The following is a 16174-nucleotide window of genomic DNA, read 5'->3' as shown; positions in this document are numbered from 1 at the left end:
GGGCGCGAACCACAGGTTTGCAACGGATTATGTCCGCTCTTTTCCCACAAACCCTAGAATAGCAGCGCTCCAGCCGAATTGATTCCGCTTCCGGAGCGGACGGATAGGAGCATTAACCCCGGCACTTCAGCCTGCATACCGTGAGACAGCGCCGATCCGGCAACAGGATCGGGCTTTCGCGGTCGGCAGTCATGCCCAATGCGGCTGGGGAGTTTGAAGATGAACGTTGAAGTGATCGACAAGGCGACCGGCAACGCCACGCAGGTTTCTCTCGACAGCATCGATCTCCAGTCGCCCAGCGTCGTCCGATTGAACATTGACCGAACGCAGATCAGCGCGCTGGAGCGGCAGGGCGATGACCTGATCGTGCGGATGGCCGATGGCACGCAGGTGCGCCTGGCCGATTTCTACCAGACCCAGAACGGCGTCGGCAGCGATCTCGTCGTCCAGGAGCCGGGCAACAGCCTGTGGCTGGCGCATCCCGATGCGGTCGGCGCGGGCCGCTTCACCCTGATCGAGGATCTGGACAATCTGCTGGCGGGCGCCGCTGCGGCGGGCGGCGGCTCGTCGCTGGCGCTGCCGATCCTGCTCGGTGCAGTGGCGGCCGGCGGCGTGGCCCTGGCGGCAGGCGGCGGCGGTGGCGGCGGCGATCGCGAGCCCGAGGTCGATCGCACCCCGCCCGCTGCTCCGACCGCGACGGTGAATGCGAACGGCACCACCATCTCCGGCACCGGCGAGGCGGGTGCCACCGTCACCGTGACGAACGGCAACGGCGCGACGATCGGCACCGGAACCGTGGGCGCGAACGGCAGCTATTCGGTCAGCGTCAGCCCGGCGCAGGCCAATGGCGGCACCATCCGCGTCGTCCAGACCGATCCGGCGGGCAATGCCTCGCCCGTCACCACCGTCACCGCGCCGGACATCACCGCCCCGGCCGCCCCCACCGCGACGATCGCGGCCAATGGCGCAAGTGTCAGCGGCACGGGCGAGGCAGGTGCGACGGTCACGATCCGCAACGGCGCGGGGGCGGTCGTCGGCACCGCGGTCGTCGCCGCGGACGGCACCTACAGCGTCCCGCTCACCACGCCGCAGACGAACGGCGGTAGCCTGACGGTCACGCAGGCCGATCCGGCGGGCAACGTCTCCCCCGCCACCTCCGTCACCGCGCCCGACAGCACCGCCCCCGCCGCACCGACCGCGACGGTTGCGGCGAACGGCACGACCGTCACCGGCACGGGTGAGCCCGGCGCGACCGTCTCCGTCCGCGATGCAAGCGGCGCGGTGATCGGCACGGCGCCCGTTGCCGCAAACGGCAGCTACACCGTTACGCTCACCACCCCGCAGGCGAATGGCGGGAACCTGACCGTCACGCAGAGCGACCCGGCCGGCAACGCCTCGCCCGCCACGACGGTGAGCGCGCCCGACATCACCGCCCCTGCCGCACCAACGCTGGCGATCAACGCGACCGGAACCGGTGCCACCGGCACGGGCGAGCCGGGCGCCACGGTGACGATCACCAGCCCTGCAGGCGCGGTGATCGGCACCGCCACGGTGGCGGCGGATGGCAGCTATGCCGCCACGCTGACCCCCGCGCAGGTGAATGGCGAGCAGCTGACCGCACGCCAGTCCGACATCGCGGGCAATGCCTCGGGTGCCGCGACTGCAGTCGCCCCCGACCTGACTGCGCCCGCCGCCCCCACCGCGACGCTCGACGCGGCAGGTAGCGTGGTCACCGGGACGGGTGAGGCGGGCGCGACCGTTACCGTTCGGGATACGAACGGTGCCGTGCTGGGCAGCGGCGTGGCCGATGCGCAGGGCGCCTTCTCGATCACCTTGGCCACGCCGCAGGTGAATGGCGAGGCGCTCTCCGTCACGCAGGCCGACGCCGCGGGCAACGTCTCGCCCGCAACCGCGCTGACCGCGCCCGATCTGACCGCGCCCGCCGCCCCCGTGGCAGCGGTCGATCAGGCGACCGGCGCGACGCTGACCGGCACCGGCGAGGCGGGTGCGACGATCACCGTGACCGATGCGTTCGGCGACATCGTCGGCACCGGCACGGTGGCTGCTGATGGCACCTTCTCGGTCACGCTGTCCCCGCCGCAGATCGATGGCGAGCAGCTGAGCGTGCGGCAGACGGACGGCGCCGGCAACATCTCTGCGCCTGCCACCGCTGTCGCGCCCGATCTCATCCCCAGCGACGGCATCGCGCCGGCGGCCCCCGCCGCCAGCGTCACCGCGGACGGCACGGCGATCACCGGCACGGCCGAGGCGGGCGCCACGGTGCGCGCGTTCAACGCGGATGGCAGCTTCATTGGCAGCACCGTTGCGGCTGGTGACGGCAGCTATTCGATCGCGCTCACCCCGCCGCGGATCAACAGCGAGGCACTGAGTGTCACGCAGACGCAGCCGGACGGCGATGTGTCGCCGGCGACCACTGCCATCGCGCCCGACCTGACCGCCCCGGCGGCACCGACCGCCGCCATCGACACCACCGGCGCCGTCGTCAGCGGCACGGGTGAGGCCGGCGCGACCGTCACCGTGCGTGATGGTGCCGGCACGGTGATCGGCTCCGGCCCGGTCGATGCGAATGGCAATTACTCGATCACGCTCGCCACGCCGCGAACCAATGGCGAGACGCTGAGCGTGACGCAGGCGGACGCCGCGGGCAACGTCTCCCCGGCCGCCACCACCACCGCGCCGGATACGACCGCGCCCCTGGCGCCGAGCGCCACCATCGCTGCGGACGGCACCGGCGTGACCGGCACGGGCGAAGCAGGTGCGACCGTGACGGTGCGCGCGGCCGACGGCACGGTGCTGGGCACCGCCACGGTTGCGGCAGACGGCAGCTACACCGCGCCGCTCAGCCCCGCGCCGGTGAATGGCGAGGCGCTGAGCGTCACGCAGACGGATTCGGCGAACAATGGCTCGCCCGCCACCTCGCTGACCGCGCCCGATCTGACCGCGCCGGCCGCACCCGTCGCGACGATCGCGGCAGACGGCACCAGCGTGACCGGCACGGGTGAGGCCGGCGCGCTGATCGAGGTGCGCAACGCCGCCGGCGTGCTGCTGGGCAGCGAAACGGCGGCGGCGGACGGCAGCTTCACCGTGCCGCTCAGCCCGGCGCAGGCCAATGGCGGCACCGTCAGCGTCGTGCAGACCGATGCGGCGGGCAATCCCTCCCCCGCCACCACGCTTCCCGCTCCCGACACGACCGCGCCGCTGGCGCCCGTCGCAACCGTCACGGCAGACGGCACAGCCGTCACCGGCACGGGCGAAGCCGGAGCGACCGTCACCGTCACGGGCCCGGGCGGCACCGTCGGCACCGGCACAGTCGGCAGCGATGGCAGCTTCACCGTGCCGCTCAGCCCGGCGCAGGCGAATGGCGGCACGCTGACCGTCGTGCAGACCGATGGCGGCGGCAATGCGTCGCCCGCCACCAGCGTCGTCGCGCCCGACATCACCGCGCCGGCCGCGCCCGTCGCCACTGTCGCGGCGGATGGCACCAGCGTGAGCGGCACGGGTGAACCCGGTGCGCGCGTCACCGTCATCACGGCCGGCGGCGCCATCGTCGGCACCGCCATCATCGCCGGGGACGGCACCTACAGCGCGCCGATCAGCCCGGCGCAGAACAATGGCGGCAGCCTGTCCGTCACGCAGACCGATGCGGCGGGCAATACCTCGCCCGCGGCGGTCGCCCCTGCACCCGACATCACCGCCCCGGCCGCGCCCGCCGTCACGATCGCCGCCGATGGCAGCAGCGTGACCGGCACGGGCGAGCCCGGCGCTGCCGTCAGCGTGACGAGCGGCGGGACGGTGATCGGCACCGGCACCGTTGGCGCGGACGGCAGCTTCACCGTGCCGCTCAGCCCGGCGCAGGCCAATGGCGGCACCGTGTCCGTTACGCAGACCGATACGGCCGGCAACCTCTCGCCCGCGGCAACCGTCGCCGCACCCGACATCACGGCACCGGCCGCGCCGACCATCACGGTCAACGGCGCGGGCACGATCGTCAGCGGCACGGGTGAGCCCGGCGCCACCGTCACCATCACCGCGCCCGGCGGTGCGGTGATCGGCACCGCCACGGTGATCGCCGACGGCAGCTACACCACGACGATCAACCCGCCGCAGACCAATGGCGAGCTGCTGCGCGCGACGCAGAGCGATGCCGCAGGCAACGCCTCGGGCGCAGCGACCACGCTCGCGCCCGACTTCACCGCACCGGCTGCGCCGACCGCGGCGATCAACGCGACCGGCACCAGCGTGACCGGTACGGGCGAACCCGGCGCGACGTTGCGCATCGCCAACGCCGCCGGCACCGTCGTCGGCAGCACGACCGTCGCCGCCGATGGAAGCTACACGGTGACGCTCACCCCCGCGCAGGCGAATGGCGAGGCGTTGACCGCGACGCAGAGCGATCTGGGCGGCAACACCTCGCCCGGCATCCCGCTGACCGCGCCGGACATCACGCCGCCGGCCGCGCCGGTCGCCACGCTCGACGCGACGGGCAGCATCGTCTCCGGCACGGGTGAGGTGGGTGCCACCGTCACCGTCCGGGGCACGGGGGGTGCGCTGCTCGGCACGGCGGTGGTCAATCCGCAAGGCGCCTATTCGGTGGTGCTGAGCACGCCGCAGGTGAACAGCCAGGTGCTGGCCGTCACCCAGGCGGACGGCGCGAGCAACGTCTCCGCCGCAACCTCGCTGACCGCACCCGATCTGACCGCACCTGCGGCCCCGACCGCCACGGTCGAGCCCACGGCCGGCGCGACGCTGACCGGCACCGGTGAGGCCGGCGCGACCATCACCGTCACCGATCCGCTGGGCGTCGTCATCGGCACCACCGTCGTGACGCCGGACGGCAGCTACTCGGTCACGCTCAATCCCCCGCAGACGGATGGCGAGCTGCTGACGGTCCGCCAGACGGACCCGAGCGGCAACGTCTCGCCGCCGGTGACCGCGCCCGCCCCCGATCTGGTGCCCGACACCGATCCGCTTGCCCCGACCGCTGCAGTCTCCGCTGACGGCACCGCCGTCACCGGCGTGGCCGAGGCCAATGCGACGGTGCGCGTGCTGGATGCGACCGGCACCGTTATCGGCACGACCGTGGCGCTCGACGACGGCAGCTACTCGGTCGCGCTCACCCCGCCCCGAATCAACGGCGAGACGCTGCGCGTGACGCAGACGGACGGCGACGGCGACATCTCGCCGCCCGCCACGGCGGTCGCTCCCGATCTGACGGCGCCGGCTGCCCCCACGGCGACGATTGACGCCACCGGCAGCATCGTCACCGGCACGGGTGAGGCGGGCGCCACCGTCACCATCCGCGATGCCGCCAACACGGTGCTCGGCACGGCGACGGTCGCTGCCAACGGCGCCTACAGCGCCACGCTGACGCCGCCGCAGACCAACGGCCAGCCGTTGACCGCGCTGCAGGCCGACGCGACGGGCAATCCATCGCCGGCGACGGCGATCACGGCGCCCGATCTCACCGCGCCGGTCGCACCGGCCGCGACGGTCAGCGCCGACGGCACCACCGTGACGGGCACCGGTGAGGCGGGTGCCACCGTCACCGTGCGAGCAGCGGACGGCACCGTGCTGGGCAGCGCGCCGGTCGCCGGCGACGGCAGCTACACGGTGACGCTGACCCCGGCGCAGGCCAATGGCGGCACGGTGAGCGTGACGCAGGCGGATGCGACGGGCAACGTCTCCCCCGCAACGACCGCACCCGCCCCCGACATCACGCCGCCCGCCATCCCGGCGGCGGCCGTCAGCGGCGACGGCACAACCGTGGTCGGCACGGGTGAGCCGGGTGCGACGATCAGCGTGACGGGTGCAGGCGGCGTGCCGCTCGGCACCGGCACGGTCGCGGCGAACGGCAGCTATTCCGTCACGCTCACCACGCCGCAGGCGAATGGCGGCACGGTGCAGGTCATCCAGACCGATGCAGCCGGCAATGACTCTGCCCCGGCCACCGCGACCGCGCCCGACATCACGGCACCGACTGCCCCCACCGCCACCATCGCCGCCAATGGCACGAGCGTGACGGGCACGGGCGAGGCGGGCGCCACCATCCAGGTGCGGAACGCCGCAGGCACGGTCATCGGCACCGCCCTCGTGGCGGGTGACGGCAGCTATACCGCGCCGCTCGTCCCCGCGCAGGCCAATGGCGGCGCGCTGACCGTCACGCAGGCGGATGCGGCGGGCAACGTCTCGCCCACCGTGCCGCTTGCCGCGCCGGACATCACGCCACCGGCCGCGCCGACCATCGCGGTCGCCGCGAACGGCACCTTCGCCACCGGCACGGGCGAGCCGGGCGCGCTGATCACCATCACCGGTGCGGGCGGCACCGTGCTCGGCACGGCGACGGTCGCGGCGAACGGCAGCTACACCGCCACGCTGACGCCGGCGCAGACCAATGGCGAAGTGCTGACCGCAGGCCAGGCGGACGCGGCGGGCAATGCGTCGCCCACCGCCACGGCCAATGCACCCGATCTAACCGCGCCAGCCGCGCCTGTTGCGGCGGTGAATGCGAACGGCACCGCGGTGACCGGCACGGGTGAGCCCGGTGCCACCGTCACCGTCACCAATGCGGCCGGCGCAATCCTCGGCAGCGGCACGGTGGCGGCGAACGGCACCTATACGGTGGCGCTGAGCCCTGCGCAGGCGAACGGCCAGACGTTCGGCGTGGTCCAGGCGGATGCGGCCGGCAACGACTCGCCTTCAACGCCGGTCACCGCGCCCGACATCACCGCACCGGCGACGCCCACCGCGGCGATCAACGCCGATGGCAGCGTCGTCACCGGCCGCGGCGAGCCGGGGGCCACGATCACCATCCGCGATGCAGGCGGCACCGCGGTCGGCACCGCGACGGTGGCGGCGGACGGCAGCTACACCGCGCCGCTTACCCCGCCACAGGTGAATGGCGAGGCGCTGACGGCAACGCAGGCCGACCCGGCGGGCAATCCGTCGCCGGCCGTCCCGCTCACCGCACCCGATCTGACCGCGCCGGCCGCGCCCGTCGCGACGGTGAACGCCAACGGCAGCGCCGTCACCGGCACGGGCGAACCCGGCGCCACCGTCACCGTCAGCAATGCGGCGGGCACGGTGCTGGGTACCGCCACCGTCGCCGCCAATGGCAGCTACACGGCGGCGATCGCGCCGGCGCAGGTGAATGGCGAGGCGCTGAGCGTGGTACAGGCGGATGCGGCAGGCAATGCCTCTCCCGCCACCTCCACCCTGGCGCCCGACGTCACCGCACCGGCCGCCCCCACGCTGGCGATCAGCGCGGACGGCACGACGGCGACCGGCACCGGTGAGGCAGGCGCCACCGTCACCATCACCGATCCGGCGGGCAATCCCATCGGCACTGCGGTGGTGGCCCCGGATGGCAGCTACACCGCCCCGCTGACCACGCCGCAGGTGAATGGCGAGCTGGTAAGCGCGACGCAGGAGGATATGGCAGGGAACCCCTCGTCCGCCGCCACGGCGACCGCGCCCGACCTCGTCGTGCCGGCGGCACCGACGGCGACGGTGAATGCGGACGGCACGGCGGTGACCGGCACGGGCGAGCCCGGTGCGTCAATCGTCATCACCGATCCGGCCGGCAATCCGATCGGCACCGCCACGGTGGCGGCGAACGGCAGCTACACCGCGCCGCTCGACCCCGCACAGCGGAACGGCGAGGTGCTGGGCGCGACCCAGACCGATCCGGCGGGCAATGTCTCGCCCCCGGTCAGCACCACCGCACCCGATCTGACCGCCCCGGCGGCGCCTGCAGGCACCGTCTCGGCGGACGGCACCAGCCTGACCGGCACGGGCGAGCCCGGCGCCTCGATCAGCATCACCGACCCAGACGGCACGGTGATCGGCACGGCGACGGTGGCGGCGAACGGCAGCTTCACCGCGCCGCTCAACCCGGTGCAGGTGAATGGCGAGCTGCTCGGCATCGCGCAGCGCGATGGCGCCGGTAACCTCTCGCCCACCGCCTCCGCCACCGCCCCGGATCTGACCGCACCCGCCGCACCGACTGCGACAATCGCCGGCGACGGCGCAAGCATCACCGGCACGGGTGAGCCCGGCGCGACGATCAGCGTGACCGGCCCAGCCGGCGGCCTCGGCACCACGACGGTGGCGGCAGACGGCAGCTACACGGTTGCGCTCACCCCGGCGCAGCGGAACGGCGAGGCGCTGACCGTCTCCCAGGCGGATCCGGCGGGCAATCCATCGCCCACCGTGCCCGTCACCGCGCCCGATCTGACCGCGCCCGCCGCCCCGGTGGCGACGGTGTCGGCAGACGGCACCAGCGTGAGCGGCACGGGTGAGCCTGGCGCCCTTATCACCGTCACCAATGCCGCGGGCACGCCCATCGGCACGACGACGGTCGGCACGGACGGCAGCTTCACCGCGCCGATCAGCCCGGCGCAGGCGAATGGCGAACTGGTCAGCGTGCGGCAGGCGGATGGGGCCGGCAACACGTCGCCCACATCGATCGTGCAGGCGCCCGACATAACCCCGCCCGCCGCACCGACGCTCGCCATCTCGGCCAACGGCGCCACCGCGACCGGCACGGGCGAGCCCGGCGCCACCGTCACCATCACCGCCTCAGGCGGTGCGGTGATCGGCAGCGCGGTGGTGGCTGCGAACGGCACCTATGCCGCCACGCTCACGCCGCCGCAGGATGACGGCGAAACGCTGACCGCGACGCAGCGGGACGCGGCCAACAACGTCTCGCCGGCCGTCACCGCGGTGGCGCCCGACGGGACCGCGCCTCTGGTGCCGACCGCGAGCGTCACGGCCGACGGCACGGCGGTGGTGGGCACCGGCGTCGCCGGCAACACGATCACCGTTACCGCTCCGGGCGGCGCGGTGATCGGCACGGCGACCGTCGCGGCGGACGGCAGCTACACGGCGACGCTGACCACCCCGCAGCGCAATGGCGAGGTGCTGGGCGTCACCCAGGCGGACACGGCGGGCAATGCCTCGCCCGCCATCCCGGTCGTCGCGCCCGACATCACGGCACCGGCGGCGCCAACCGCCGCGGTCGGCCCGGATGGGACCACCGTGACCGGCACGGGCGAGGCGGGTGCCACTGTCACCATCACCACCGCGGCTGGCGCGGTGCTCGGCACCGCCCTGGTCGGCGCGAATGGCGGCTATTCGGCAACGCTCACCACGCCGCAGGCGAATGGCGAGACGCTGACCGCGATCCAGCGCGATGCGGCGGGCAATCCTTCCGCACCGACCAACGCCGTGGCGCCCGACATCACTGCGCCTGCCGCCCCGACGGGCCTCGCCGTCACCAACGACGGCACCAGCCTGACCGGCACCGGCGAAGCAGGCACGACGGTGGAGGTGCGCAACGGCGCCGGCACGCTGGTCGGCAGCGGCACGGTGGGTGCGGGCGGCGGCTTCACTGTCGGCCTCGTGCCGCCGCAGGCCGCAGGCGGCACGCTGGACGTCACGCTGCGCGACGGGGCGGGCAACCAGTCCGCCCCGGGCAGTGTGGCGGCACCGTTCGACGTGGTCGCACAGCCGAACACGGACACGGCGGGCATCGATCTCGTGCCCTTCACCGCGCCGGTGAACTTCGGGACGGCGAACTACCTCGCGCTCGTCTCGCTCGGCCTCGTCGATCTCGACGCGCAGGTGCTCGGCATCCCCAACGTCCAGTTCACCGTCCTGCCCGGGCACAGCCTGGATGCGGTGTTCACCTATGACGCGGTGGCGAATATCGGCGTGGCGAGCGGCTACAGCGTGGTCGTGCAGCAGCTGGTCAACGGCCAGTGGGTGGCCGCCGAAGGACCGGGCGACGTCTCGCTCCTTCAGCTCGGCCTGCTGAACGGCAATCTGACCGCAAGAGAGACGTTCGAGCCTGGCACCTACCGTGCCTTCCTCACCTTCCAGGGCGCGGCGGGCGTCGGCCTGCTCGGCACGCTCAGCGTGGCAGGCACCGACTCCGACTTCACCGACGTGGCGAGCGTCGTGCCGCAAGCGACCGACGGCAACGTCATCACCGATGCGGGCCCCGGCGGGGTGGTCGACTTCGTCAGCCCGCAGACGCGGGTGGCGAGCGTGACGGTGAACGGCGTCACCACCGCAGTGGCCGCCGATGATACGGTGGTTCAGGGCGCGTGGGGCCGGCTGGTGATCGACCGGGACGGCACCTACACCTACACCCCCAATGCGGACGCCGCCGCCATCGGCAAGACCGACGTGTTCACCTACACGTTGCTCGACCCCGCGGATGGGGAGCTGGAAAGCGCCACGCTATCGATCGCCATTGGCAGCCCGGACGTGACCGGCGCGCCGCTGGCGGCGAATGATGCCGCCGTCGCGCGGGTGACCTACCAGAATGTCGTCACCAATGTGGCGCCGACGACGGAGTTCTCCTTCAATACCGCACTTGGTTTGCCGATCGCGCCCAGGACCGGGTCTGGCTCCGACAGCTTCGTCGTCGCATCCAACACGACGTCGGATATCACCATCACCGCCACCCGCGGCGGCAACCTGTCCATCCTGCCGAACTACACGCTGTCGGTCCGAAATGCGGCGAATGTGGAGGTTGCGCGGATCACCGAAACGGCGCTCGCCACGCTGCCGCTGGCGCCGGCGGTCGCCACCTTCCGCCTGGATGATCTGCCGGCCGGCACCTACACCTACAGCGTATCGAGCACGAACATCCTCGGCACGGCCTACGGCACCACCGTTGCCATCAGCGAATCCATCACCTTCGCCAACCAGTACAGCGTCGCATCGACCACTGCCGCGCAGGGCGACCTGCTGGCGAACGATACGGCAAATACGTCATTCGCGACCATCCGGGTGGATACCGGAAACGGCTTCGCCGAAGTGGGCAACAGCCCGCTGACGGTGGTCGGCGATCACGGCACGCTGACCGTCAGCGAGGCCGGTGGCTATATCTACCAGCCGCTTGCCAATCTGCCTTATTCGACGACGGATCTGCTGGACACGTTCACCTACCAACTGGTCCAGCCGAACGGCACAATTTCCACCGCGACACTGACCGTGACGATCGACGTGCCGGCGGATGGAACGCTTCCGACTGCCACGGCGTTCGTCGCCGACCCCGCGTCGTCGGGCGCGGAGTCCGACGTGGTAGTGCTTGATGCACTGGTCGCGACACCGGACGCGTCGGTTTCGGCGGACCTGTCCGCCGGTCAGCTCGCCTATGACCTGTTCGAGGGCCAGGGCGATCTGGAGACGGTGCTGAGCCGCTACCTTGCCGATCAGGGCGACACCGCACCCGCGGCCGAGCCTTCGGCGGCACCGGCAAATGACACCGCGCCGGACATCGCCGCTCTGCCGGAGCCGTCCGATCCGCTCTCCTATCTCGTCATGCCGGACGATCAGGATCGTTACGGACAGGCCGCAAATCCCGTCGGATAAGCGGTTCGCGACTGCGTAAAATGCGTAATCAGGCGCCGATAAGCGCCTGATTACGCCCAACTTCGCCTTAACTGACCTGCCGCAAGATGCTCCTGCAACAAGGGAGGATCGCCACGGTATGGGCAACCCCAGGGATATCGGCCGGACAGGATCGGCGCTGGCGCTTGTGGCCTTGGCGGCGACCGCGGGCGCAGCCGCAACCGCCACGCGCGACGGGCCGATCACGTTACCTGATGCAGCGCGCGAGGCTGTCGCCTGGCATCCCGCCGTCACCGAGGCCGCCGGCATTCTGGGTGCGCGCGGCGAGGAGGTGAATGCCGCGCGGGCCGGCTATCTGCCGCAGGTCAGCGCGGGTGTCGGCTCCGGCTACGACAATCGCGTGCGGGGTGACTGGCGGCCTCGCCCGCAGGTCGGCGCACAGCAGATGCTGTTCGACTTCGGCAAGGTCCGCAGCGCCGTCGATGCGGCGCGCGCCGGCACGCGCATCGGCCGGGCCGAACTGCTGCTGGCCGTGGACACGTTGATCCGCGACACGGGCTATGCGGTGATCGAGCTGCAACGCGCCGCTGCGCTCCGCATCGTCGCGCGCGATCAGCTGGCCAGCATCGAGCAGATCAGCCAGCTCGTCGCCGATCGCTCCAACAAGGGCGCCTCGACCCGCTCGGACGCGCTGCAGGCGCAGGCGCGCGTCGAGGCGGCACAAGCGACGCTGACCCAGATCGAGGCGGAGCAGCGCCGCTGGGCGAGCAACCTCGCCTTCCTGCTCAACCGCGATGCAGCACCGCAATCGGTCGCGCCCGACGTGCCGGCCTGGGTGATGGAGAGTTGCGCACGACCGCGCCCAAACTGGACCGACGTGCCCGCGGTTATGGCCGCGGACGCGCGCGCGGAGCGTGCCTCCGCCGACCTGCGCCGCAGCCAGGCCGAGCGTTATCCCACCGTGGCGCTGGGCGGCGACGCCTCCACCGATCTCGTCTCGCCGCTGGGCGGTGGGCGCAACATCTACAATTTCGGCTTCCGCGTCTCGAGCAACATCTTCAGCGGCAATGCCACCCGCGCCCGCGTGCGCGGGGCCAATTTCGCGCTGGATGCGGCGGAAGCGGCGGCGCAGCGGGCACGGACCGACACCGGCCAGCGGCTCAGCGAGGCGCAGCAGCAGATCGGCAGCCTCCGGCAACTGGTGGATACGCTGTCATCGCGCGAGACCAGCATGCGCGAGACGGGCAAGCTTTACCGCCTGCAATATCTCGAAATGGGCACGCGCACGCTAGTCGACCTGCTCAACGCCGAGCAGGAATTGCATCAGGTCCGCTTCGAGGCGGTCAACACCGCGCACGATCTGCGCCGGCTGGAGATCGACTGCCTGTTCCTGACCGGCCGTGCACGCGAGTCCTTCGGACTGACCGGCCAGTCCATCCATGGAGTGACGCTGTGAACGCCCCGGTCACCATCCGCCTGCCCGTCACTCCCAAGCCGCAGGTGGGCGCGTGGATCGACCTGCTCGGCCAGGTCGCACGATCGCACCGCCTGCCCGTCTCCGAACAGCGCGCCAAGCTGGCGGGCCTGTGGGAGACGGGCGGCACGGAGGATGCCCGCATCCGCGCGATCGCGCGGGCGAGCGGCCTCTCCATCCGGTTCGCGGCCGCAGCTGCGCTGAAGCCGACCGTGTGGCGGCTGCCGCTCATCGTGCGCCTGCCCGACGACGAACTGGCGCTGATCGACAGCATTGACGCCGACGGCATGGCGGAGCTGGCGCTGCCCGGCGACGCCGGCCGCAGCCGCGTGCCGCTGGCGGAGATCGAGCGTGCGGCGATCGGCTATGTCGTGCCGCGTCCCTTGCGCTCCGCGCCGGACGCGCGGGTAGACGCCTATATCAAGCCGTTCGAGGAGCATTGGCTGCGCCGCATCCTGCTGCGCGATGCCGGCAGCTACGGTCATGTGATGATCGCCTCGACGATCACCAACATCCTCGGCCTCGGCGGCATCCTGTTCTCCATGCAGGTCTATGACCGGGTCGTGCCGGCGCAATCCTATTCGACGCTGACGATCCTGTTCATCGGCGTGCTGATCGCGCTCGGCTTCGATTTCCTGCTGCGGCGCCTGCGCACCAACATCGTCGACATGCTGGGCAAGCGGGCGGACCTGCGCATCTCCGACCTCGTCTTCGGCCATGCGCTGCGCGTGCGCAATCGGGCGCGGCCTGCCTCCACCGGCACGTTCATCGCGCAGCTGCGCGATCTCGATCAGGTGCGCGACCTTCTCACCTCCACCACCATTGCAGCGGTGGCGGACCTGCCCTTCTTCCTGCTGTTCGTCGGGCTGATGTGGTATATCGGCGGCATCCTCGCGCTGGTGCCGCTCGTCGCGCTGGTGCTGATGCTGGTGCCCGGCATCCTGGCGCAGCCGCGGCTGCGACGGCTTGCGACCGAGTCGATGCGCGAATCCTCGCTGCGCAACGCCATGCTGGTCGAGGCGGTGCAGGGGCTTGAAGACATCAAGACCCTGCAGGCCGAGACGCGCTTTCAGCGGCAGTGGAACCACTACAATTCCGTCGCGGGGGAGGCGCAGCTGCGCCTGCGCGGGCTGACCAACAGCCTCAATGTCTGGACGCAGAACGTCCAGAATGCGGTTTACGCGACGATCATCTTCGTCGGCGCGCCGATGGTGATTGCGGGCGACATCACGACGGGCGTGCTCGTCGCCGCCTCGATGCTCGGCTCGCGCATGATGGCGCCGACCGCGCAGGTCACCTCGCTGCTGACGCGGTGGCAGCATGCCCGCGTGGCCATGGGCAGCCTCAACCAGATCATGGCGCTGCCGGTGGATGCGGCGGAGGCGGAGCAGCGCGTGCCCCTGGCGGCCGTACAGGGTCGCTTCGCCATCCGCTCGGGCGTGTTCGGCTATGGCGACATGAACGCGCCCGCCGCGCTGACCGTGCCGACGCTCGACATTGCGGCGGGCGAGAAGGTGGCGCTGCTCGGCCGCAACGGCGCGGGCAAGTCGACGCTGTTGCAGGCGCTGTCGGGCATGCTCCAGCCGCTCTCCGGCGAGGTGCTGCTCGATGATCTGGCAATGCACCAGATCGATCCCGCCGACGTGCGCCGCGACATCGGCCTGCTGACGCAGAACAGCCGGCTGTTCCACGGCACGCTGCGCGAGAACCTGACCCTCGGCGCGCCTGCGGCAAGCGATGGCGAGATCGTGTCGGCGCTCGCCTCGGTCGGCGCGATCGAGTTCGTCCGCCGCCTGCGCGACGGGCTCGACCATGTGGTGCAGGAAGGCGGCGCCGGCCTGTCCGGCGGGCAGGTGCAGACGCTGCTGCTTGCCCGCCTCATGCTGCGCCAGCCGACCGTCGCGCTGCTCGACGAACCGACCGCGGCGATGGACGAGGCGACGGAGCGATTGTTCCTCCAGCAGCTCAAGGCGTGGGGCAAGGATCGCACGCTGGTGATCGCGACGCACCGGATGCGCGTGCTGGACGTGGTCGACCGCGTGATCGTGATCGACGGCGGCACCATCATCCTCGACGAACCCAAGGACGAAGCCCTGCGCAAGATGCAGGCCGGACGGAGCAAGGCGGCATGACGGCGCTCGCAATCCCCGACGATCATCTGTTCGGCGAGGAGGCGGATGGCCGCCTGCACGCCGCCCGGCGCCTGATGTGGATCGTGGGCGGGCTGTTCGCCGCGCTGATCCTGTGGGCCGCGTTCGCCAGCCTGGACGAGGTGGCGACGGGCACCGGCCGCGTCGTGCCGACCAGCCGCGAACAGGTGATCCAGTCGCTCGAAGGCGGCATCCTGACGAAGCTGGCGGTGCGGCAGGACGACATCGTCAAGCCCGGCCAGCTGCTCGCCCAGCTCGATCCAACCCAGGCCGGATCGACGGTGGAGGAGAGCGAGGCCAAGTATCGCGCCGCTTTGGCCAGCATGGCGCGATTGCAGGCGGAGGCGAACGGCACGCCCCTCACCTTCTCGCCCGAACTCGCCGCCTTTCCGGAGATCAAGGCGTCCGAGACGCGCCTTTATCAGACGCGCCGGAGCAGCCTGGCCTCGCAGATCGCGCTGGTGGATCAGTCGCTCGCGCTGATCGGACGCGAGGTGCGGATCGGGGAGTCGCTCATCTCGGTCGGCGCGGCGAGCAGCGTCGAGGTGCTGCGGCTGAAGCGGCAGCAGGCGGATCTGGCACTGAAGAAGGCGGATCTGCGCTCGCAATATATGATCGAGGCGCGGCAGGATCTGGCCAAGATCAGCGAGCAGGTGGAGGCGCTGGCGCCGGTGGTGCGGGGCCGCAGCGACACGCTGAAGCGGCTGACGCTGCGCTCGCCCGTCCGCGGCGTGGTGAAGAATATCGAGGTGTCGACGATCGGTGGCGTCGTGCCACCCAACGGCAAGCTGATGGAGATCGTGCCGCTCGATGATCGCCTGCTGATCGAGGCGCGGATCAACCCGCGCGACATTGCCTTCATCCACCCCGGCCAGCGCGCCAGCGTGAAGATCACCGCCTATGATTATGCGATCTTCGGGGGGCTTGAAGGCAAGGTCGCCAGCATCTCGCCCGATACGATCCGGGACGAGGTGAACCCCGACATCCATTATTACCGCGTCTTCATCCGCACCGCGGCGGATACGCTGGTGAACAAGGCGGGCCGGCGCTTCCCGATCACCCCGGGCATGGTGGCGACGGCCGATATCCACACCGGCGAGAAGACGGTGCTGCAATATCTGGTGAAGCCGTTCAACCGCGCCCGCGAAGCGATGCGCGAGCGGTGAGC

4 protein-coding genes are annotated in these 16174 nt (G+C 71.4%); all 4 read left to right on the top strand.

Annotated elements, in window-relative coordinates; all coding sequences use genetic code 11:
- The first annotated feature begins 219 nt into the window (after window positions 1–219).
- Window positions 220–11403, top strand: coding sequence for a BapA/Bap/LapF family large adhesin (locus tag BM360_RS00265; protein ID WP_093309217.1), 11184 nt, complete (start codon window positions 220–222; stop codon window positions 11401–11403).
- A 118-nt stretch (window positions 11404–11521) separates the two neighbouring features.
- Window positions 11522–12838, top strand: coding sequence for a TolC family protein (locus BM360_RS00260; protein WP_093309216.1), 1317 nt, complete (start codon window positions 11522–11524; stop codon window positions 12836–12838).
- Complete coding sequence (locus BM360_RS00255; RefSeq protein WP_093309213.1) at window positions 12835–14988, top strand: type I secretion system permease/ATPase; 2154 nt, start codon at window positions 12835–12837, stop codon at window positions 14986–14988. The genes BM360_RS00260 and BM360_RS00255 overlap by 4 nt, the downstream gene beginning before the upstream one ends.
- Window positions 14985–16172 (top strand): beta-barrel domain-containing protein, encoded by a 1188-nt coding sequence (locus BM360_RS00250; protein ID WP_093309209.1) that lies wholly within the window; start codon window positions 14985–14987, stop codon window positions 16170–16172. The genes BM360_RS00255 and BM360_RS00250 overlap by 4 nt, the downstream gene beginning before the upstream one ends.
- Window positions 16173–16174: the final 2 nt, after the last annotated feature.

It is taken from the genome of Sphingomonas jatrophae, assembly GCF_900113315.1.
Taxonomy (GTDB): domain Bacteria; phylum Pseudomonadota; class Alphaproteobacteria; order Sphingomonadales; family Sphingomonadaceae; genus Sphingomonas_P; species Sphingomonas_P jatrophae.
Note: the sequence above shows the minus strand (reverse complement) of the source record. Positions and strands in the feature narration are given on the sequence as shown.

What these genes read in the sequence shown, in the direction of transcription:
- BM360_RS00265 (WP_093309217.1), top strand. Translation starts at nt 220, where the DNA reads ATGAACGTTGAAGTGATCGACAAGGCGACCGGCAACGCCACGCAGGTT.
- BM360_RS00260 (WP_093309216.1), top strand. Translation starts at nt 11,522, where the DNA reads ATGGGCAACCCCAGGGATATCGGCCGGACAGGATCGGCGCTGGCGCTT.
- BM360_RS00250 (WP_093309209.1), top strand. Translation starts at nt 14,985, where the DNA reads ATGACGGCGCTCGCAATCCCCGACGATCATCTGTTCGGCGAGGAGGCG.